At 71.6% G+C, this 677-nt stretch carries 1 protein-coding gene; it reads left to right on the plus strand.

Going from position 1 to position 677, the window contains the following annotated elements:
* On the plus strand, nucleotides 1-677 hold a 677-nt coding region (locus KUM32_RS39950; protein ID WP_217146621.1), incomplete at both ends, for an amino acid permease.

Raw genomic sequence — 677 nt, forward strand, 5'->3', positions numbered from 1 at the left:
GCTCGGGGTTGACCGCCCCGCTCATCCAGGTCATGTTCGGGTACGAGCCGACGACCTTCGGCGTGCAGGGCGTCTTCACGGCGGCGGCCGTCGTCTTCTTCGCGTACATCGGCTTCGACATCGTGGCCACCGCGGCCGAGGAGACCCGGAACCCGCAGCGCGACGTGCCGCGCGGCCTGCTGGGCTCGCTGGCCATCTGCACGCTGCTCTACGTCGCCGTCTCGCTGGTGGTCACCGGCATGCGGAAGTACACCGAACTGACCGTGGACGCCCCGCTCGCCGACGCGTTCAAGGCGAGCGGGCACCCGTTCTACTCCGGCCTCATCAGCTTCGGCGCCGCGGTCGGACTGACGACGGTGTGCCTGATCCTGCTGCTCGGCCAGACCCGGGTGTTCTTCGCCATGAGCCGGGACGGGCTGCTGCCCCGGGCCTTCTCGCAGGTCCACCCGCGCTTCGGCACGCCCTACCGGTCCACCGTGCTGCTCGGCGCCGTGGTCGCCGTCATCGCCGGCTTCACCAGCCTGGCCGAACTGGCGGAGCTGGTGAACATCGGCACGCTGTTCGCCTTCGTCGTGGTCGCCATCGGCGTGGTCATCCTGCGCCGCACCCGCCCCGACCTGCCGCGCGGCTTCCGCGCCCCGCTGGTCCCCGCGCTGCCGGTGGCCTCCGTGCTGGCC

The organism is Streptomyces sp. AC627_RSS907 (genome assembly GCF_019049165.1).